The 6,214-nt window shown below is 60.9% G+C and carries 4 protein-coding genes; 2 read left to right on the forward strand and 2 right to left on the reverse strand.

Annotation, left to right across the window (positions count from 1 at the left end):
* A partial coding sequence (locus MJ797_RS25400) for a hypothetical protein (RefSeq protein ID WP_239342058.1) occupies positions 1–319 on the forward strand: 319 nt, incomplete at its 5' end.
* A gap of 96 nt (positions 320–415) precedes the next feature.
* Here the strand turns inward: MJ797_RS25400 and MJ797_RS25405 are convergent.
* The gene (locus MJ797_RS25405) at positions 416–1,357 is read right to left on the reverse strand and encodes a phosphate/phosphite/phosphonate ABC transporter substrate-binding protein (protein ID WP_255739492.1); all 942 of its coding nucleotides are present in this window, start codon (positions 1,355–1,357) and stop codon (positions 416–418) included.
* Positions 1,358–1,416: 59 nt separating this feature from the next.
* Positions 1,417–5,241, reverse strand: a complete 3,825-nt coding sequence (locus MJ797_RS25410) for a TIR domain-containing protein (protein WP_239342060.1) — start codon at positions 5,239–5,241, stop codon at positions 1,417–1,419.
* A gap of 360 nt (positions 5,242–5,601) precedes the next feature.
* Here MJ797_RS25410 and MJ797_RS25415 point away from each other — a divergent pair, with 360 nt between their 5' ends.
* A complete protein-coding gene (locus MJ797_RS25415) occupies positions 5,602–5,808 on the forward strand; it encodes a WD40 repeat domain-containing protein (protein ID WP_239342063.1) in 207 nt (68 codons plus the stop codon).
* The last annotated feature ends 406 nt before the right edge of the window (positions 5,809–6,214 follow it).

Below are 6,214 nucleotides of genomic sequence, written 5' to 3' on the forward strand. Positions count from 1 at the left end.
CAGCGTGCTGCGGAACGCCACCAGCCGCTCGCCGCCGGCGTCCGCCGCCGAGGAGGAGGAGGAGCCGGGCGAGGTGCAGGGACCCGGTGGCGAGGTGCAGGGGCCGGCGGCCTTGCTACCCCGGTGCAGCCGGGGGGCCGCCTCGGGCACACTCATCAGCACGGCCCTGGCTCCGATCGTGTGGGTCTGGAAACGCACGCGATCGTGTCAGGGCCTCTCCGTCGCCGGGACAGCGGCCCGGCCAGAAGCCCAGGTCACCGGCCTGCAGTGGCCGTTCGTTGGGCGGCCGGCATGCCGGGGCGTAGGTGACCTACGGTGAGGTCACCAGGCCGATCCTCCCTGAACGTTAATTCCCAAGCTCACGCATACCCGCAGCCAAGGAGTTTGTCTCAGCCGTCCGCGACGCCGGTAGGATTCAGCCGCCTGACGAGCAAGCCTTCGCCTTGGTGGTTCTACAAACCTCCCGCACGCTGTCATAGAGTTGATCCGACACTGGGACGTAGCCGTACGCGGCCCCGCTCGTGATACCACATCGCGATGAGCAGAACCCGTGTGCTCGCAGGTACTCTTCAGTGGCTTTGGTCTGCAGCGAAGATATCAAAGTCGTCCGGAGCTCCGGCGGAACCATATTGGAGACGACAAGGGGCGCCCCGGGAATCACTGGTGATTTCCACACCACACGTATCGCTCCCGGCGCCAGCTGGCCACGTTCTATGAGCTGGCGGTCCACCATCGTGTCATAGGCGAACCCTGCGTTACATGTGCCATTGGCAACAGCCAGTACCGATGCGTCATGAGCACCCACGAAGTCAGCGAGAATGTCTTTCTCGGGATCGATTCCAACCTGACTCAAGCCCCATATTGGATAGAGGTAACCAGAAGTTGAATCGCGGTCGACGAAACAGATCTTCTTGCCCCTAAAGTCGCCGAGTGATTGAATCGACGAGCCTGAATTCGTGATACCATAGGATCGATATCCAGGTGGTGCTCCCCTGGCCGTCACCTGAGCAGCAGCCACCGTTATGGGCACGCCGTTGTCCTTGGCGATCACATACGAGAACGGTCCTAGATTAGCTACCTGGATCTTTCCCTCCTTAAGGCCGTCGATCACAGCCTGATAGTTGGTGGCCGTTTGGAAGAGAACTGGCCTACCGGTCTCTTTCTGCAGCATGAGTAGAATCGGTTGAAAAGTTTCCCGGAGGCTGGTCGACCCCTGATTAGGTACGGCCACAAAGACGAGGGGGCTGGTACTATCTGGGGGCGCCGCTGTCGGCTGGCTCCGGCCACAGGCCATGGTGAGCATGACCAACACGACCGATGCTGATAGAATTGCGATTCTGGATCGGTTAATGAACATGGGAGAATTCCTCGGCGCGTCGTAACGACATGTAGACCAAATTTTTGAGGTACGCTGCGTTAGCAGGAGGACCTGAATGAGTAGTAGGGAACGTATTGAGTCCAGACTTTTTGCGCAAGCCCCCCTCCGGTAACCTTGCAGCCAGCCGCCACCGGGTCATCCCGGACCGCGCCCAAGGCTCGTGTATCCCATAGGGTGATGAAGCCGTCGGATGCACCGGCGGCGAGCACGCCGCCATTTTCTCCGAATTGTATTGAATCAATCTCGGATGAACCGCCGGTGAACGATTCAGTAAACGGTTGAGGAACTTTTGGATCAGTAAGATCCCAGAGCTGAATTTCACCGTCGGAAAAGGCGCTGGCGACGGTGCGCTCATCATCTGACACTGCCACCGCCGAAACGGCTCCACCGTGGCCAGTCAGGGAATCACCGACTTGCTTCACAACGCCGCCGGCGGCGTCAGCAATTCTCCACAAAACGGTCGTCCCGTCGGTATATCCTGTCGCGAGAAGCGTTCCACGCGCCGAGAATGCGGCAGACGTCATCTGGCCGTGGCCATTGGGCGGCAAGTGCCCGAGGACGTCCCGCCCGCTCGATCCGTGAGGCGTTGCCCACAGGACACCCGATCCGTCTGGCAGGTCCGACAAGCTGAGACCGCGAGTGTCCGACGACGCGATATACTCGGAAATTGAGGTCTGCGTCTTCGGTTTTTTGGTCCTAATCGGCTGCGGCCTGGCTGGATTGGCAATGTCCCAGACGGTGACGGAACCGTCCGAGCTTTGGCTCGACAGCATAGTTGCCTGAATATTGATTCGGTGCACAGAACCGGCGTTCGCGGCGACCGGGGGTCCGAAGCGAGAAATCAATGGGCTACTAGTCCAGAGGATCGCCGTGCCGTCGATGCCCGTGGTGACGAGAGTTTCCATGTTCGAGAAGGCAAGATCGGTGACTGCACCCTGGGGGGCGGCCAGTTGGTTTTCGAGATTTCTGACGGTACCGCTGTTGTTCAGCTCCCACAGCGCGGTAGTACCTCCGTTACTCGACGCACCCAGAACATCGCCGTCTGGTGAAAAGGCCACGGAGGTGACGAGCCCCTGATTCTGTATCAATGGTTCTCCGACAATCGTCGGTGCGGCAGGATTCGCCATGCTCCACAGGATGGCCGACCCATTCGAGTTCGCTGTCGCCAGCAAGTTTCCGCTCGGCGTGAACGCGACGTCCGTCACGGCCCCGGCATTCGCGCGAAGAGGTTCGCCCAACAGGCTTGGCCCGACCGGTCGACCGCAGTCCCACATCAGGACCGTTCCATCATCGCTAGCAGTCGCGAGCAGGTGGTTCGCGGAAAAGGCCACCGCGTTGACCGGGCCAGAGTGTCCGCTCAGCTGCCAGAGGACAGGTTTTTCGAAAGTACCGTCGAGGCGCCAGTAGGCGGCCTTTCCATCGTCTCCGGCGGCGGCCAGACCCTGGCCATCAGGCGAGACGGCGACGGAGTTTACCGAACCTGTTCCCCCGTCTAGCGGCGAGCCAACTTGCAGCAGGTTATTCGGGTTGGCCACGTTCCATAGGGTCACCGCGCCGTCCGAGCTTCCCACCGCTAGCCGCTCACCATCTCCAGAAAAGGCAACGGACGTAAGATGTCCGCCGTCGTGGCCGAGGTAGACCCGGCCGGCCGTGCTCCAAGTCCCGCGCGGCTGGATCGTCCAGAGGTTCAGGTAACCGAAGTCGCTCGTAGTAGCTAACACACTCTGATGCGGCGCAAAGGCGGCCGCCGTTAGCACCCCCTGGCGGGGTGCTAACGTCTCCCGGTAGTGAGTGTGCGAAAGAATGAAGGTCAAGCCGGCGGAAAACTCCTCGGTCGGCGTCAGTGTGTACGCCACGAGTGCGAGGCTGATACTTGTGTTCGGGTCGCTGTCTTCCAAGGAGTGTGCATCGGCCAGCAACTGGCGACTTGTCGCAATTTTCTGCTGACGAGCGGTCGCGCGTGCGTTGACGAATGCAAAGATCGCGCCCGCAACGGCCACTGAAAGGAGAATAGACAAGATGGCGACCGCCCTACTCCGGCGGATCGTCTCGCGTCGCAGGCTACGCCTGATGAAATATGCCGCGAGCGGACTCAGCTCCCCGCCTCGGATGGGACTGGTGCGGCTGATTTTCCGGAGATCCACCTGGTTAAGCGACCTGCTGCTAGTTATTCTACTTCGAATGCATTGTAGGCGAGCGAACTTGATGCCGGTTTCCTCGATGATCGACGCCAGGCGGCCGCCCTCCAGAAGAGCGACGGTCGTCCGACCACGGCTGTCCCACTCCGCCGCAAGACGCTCGGCCACCGCCCGAGCTTTTAGCGCTTTCGCTGCCGAATCAATCGCTTCTTGCAAAGGCGGCCATGCAGAGAATAGTGCCTCATGACTCACCATGATTGCGCGTCCGGAAGCCGTGCTATCGGTGTAGAGGAGGCGTCTTTCGACAAATACCTCGAACTCGGCCAACTCCTTGGTGCTAAGTTGCGCGACGTCCACCCGGCGCCGCGTCGGTTGACCTGTGTCGTTGAAGTCGACAAGGCGTAACAGTGAGTCGATGACATCCCTGGATGAGGTGCCGCTCATGCGAGCGGCTTGCTTCAACGCTTCCTGAGCCTCATTTATGAGAGCGCCCTGGACGCCACCGATGGCCCTGTAAAGATCTTCTGAGAGTGTGCTTCCATATCCTAGCCCAGCGGTAATCTGAGACAGGGTGAAGGCCAACAGAGGAAGTCCCTCACCACCCCCCGAATCTTCGACAATCTGGGCCAGAAGACGCTCGGGAATCTTCATCCCGGCTGCGGCGACAGGACTCTCGACCACCGTGCGAATAGCTTTCGCCGGCAAGGAAGCCAGCGTGTAGACGGCAAACTCGGTGCCCAGAAACGCGGGCTCGGTCAGAATCTGGTCGAGAAACTCTGATCGGAGCGTTGCGATCAGCTGAATGTCCGCGTCCGGTGACTGGCGAAAAAAGTCGCCGAGCTCAGCGCGTGTTTTTGAGTTAGCTTGGTTTATGACCTCTTCGAACTGATCGAACGCAATAAGGATGCGGTCATGCTGTCCAGGGAGTGAGGTAGCCCTGAGTCGACGTGCGGCGAGCATTACGCTTGTAAAGTCCGTATCGACCGTCTGATCGCGCTCGCTAGCTGAACCGTCCCGATAGATCTCGGCGAGAGCGCGAGAAAGTGCCACCAGAGGGCGTTGGCTGGGGCGTATTGGCGGGAGCACCTGCCATCCCGCTTCGCCAGCCATGGCCGGCATGACACCAGCCTGGAGGAGCGAGGATTTGCCGCAGCCAGAAGGGCCGACCAGGAGTATGACCGAGCTGTTGTTTCGGGCGTCCGAGGCGCGGAGCATTCTGATCAAGTCGCGCCGCTCCTGGTCCCGCCCGAAGAACACGCGATGGAGGTCAGGAGTAAAGGGCAGCAACCCCGGAAACGGAGATTTTCCGTCCGGCCACCCCCAACCGCCTCTCGCATCCAGTCGGTTCATGGTGCGGAGAAGGTCTTCCCGGGCCCGTTCGGGGGCGGACTCGTAGCTGGTGATCACCTGAAGGCCTTCTAAAGAGGGATCACGGACGCCAGAAGCACCGGTTATGGGTACCAGGAGAATTCCCCTGGAGCGAGCGATCTCAGCCTCGATCTTGCACCACGTTGACGTCTTGTAATTTTCTGTCACTATGCATACGACGGCGTCGGCCCACCGGAGTCTGCCGTGGAGCGTCTGGCGCCAGTCTTCACCGATTGGTATCCCATCGACACGGTGCAAGTCGAGAAAAACCTCATGCCTGCCCTCGACGAGCCATCGATGCACAACATCCGCCTGCACCGCGCCGTCGCTGGCATGACTGACAAATACCCGTGCCATCGCGCCCCCGTAAGTGCGTCGCCGCCGGCTGCGCGCCGGAGCGATGCTCGCTCCCACGCTAGCGCTCAATGTAGCGGTTAGCGAGGGTCTCGATCGAGGTGGCAGATGGAGGGTTATGCAGAACTCTTCCATAAAGATCTATAGCAGTGCCTCGACCTGTGTCTCGACCTGCGGCGATGCATGATTTAGATCATCCAGAATGGGAGTTCTGAATAAGCCTCTCGGTGGTGTTCGCCCCGGACGGACACACCCTGGCCACCAGCTCCGCCGACCACACGGTGCAGCTGTGGGACGTAGGACCCGACCCACCCCCACCCCCTCGGGGACCCCCTGACCGGCCACACCGACCCGGTGTGGCCGGTGGTGTTCGCCCCGGACGGGCACACCCTGGCCACCGGCTCCGCCGACGCCACGGTGCGGCTGTGGGATGTGACCGACCCGACCCACCCCCACCCCCTCGGGGACCCCCTGACCGGCCACACCGACCCGGTGTGGTCGGTGGTGTTCGCCCCGGACGGGCACATCCTGGAGCTGTTCGGAAACTCTATTCGAATCGGCTTTCATTGAAATTCTGATACCGGCAACAGGAACAATGCGTTCGTCAGTAGCCGTATGGGGAGATCGCTCCCCGCCAACTTCCTGCGTTCTTTGGTACCGGGCAGCCCCAGCGCGTCATGGAATACACAGACCCTCCCTAGCGTTAGAGATTCCGCGACATTTTCTATGTCGTAGGAAGGGTGCCCTCCATGTATCATCTTCCCGGGCTGAGTCACCGAGCGACGGCTGTGGTCATCGAACGCGCCGAGCAGGCTTTCCCTGACTGGGACAAACCGGTCGGCCGGCCCAAGACCCTGTCGCTTCTCCAAGCCCTGAAATTGACGGTGGGCGGTCTCCAGCGGTCAGCGCACCGCCCACCTTGGGGCGGGACCCTCAGCAGGAGTTCGCATCGGGCTGTTGGGGCAGGTCAGTGACC

The sequence above is a fragment of the Protofrankia sp. CiP3 genome (assembly GCF_917627345.1).
GTDB lineage: Bacteria > Actinomycetota > Actinomycetes > Frankiales > Frankiaceae > Protofrankia.

Coding starts and splice junctions, on each gene's coding strand:
- MJ797_RS25405 (WP_255739492.1), bottom strand. CDS start 1,357: ATGTTCATTAACCGATCCAGAATCGCAATTCTATCAGCATCGGTCGTG.
- MJ797_RS25410 (WP_239342060.1), bottom strand. CDS start 5,241: ATGGCACGGGTATTTGTCAGTCATGCCAGCGACGGCGCGGTGCAGGCG.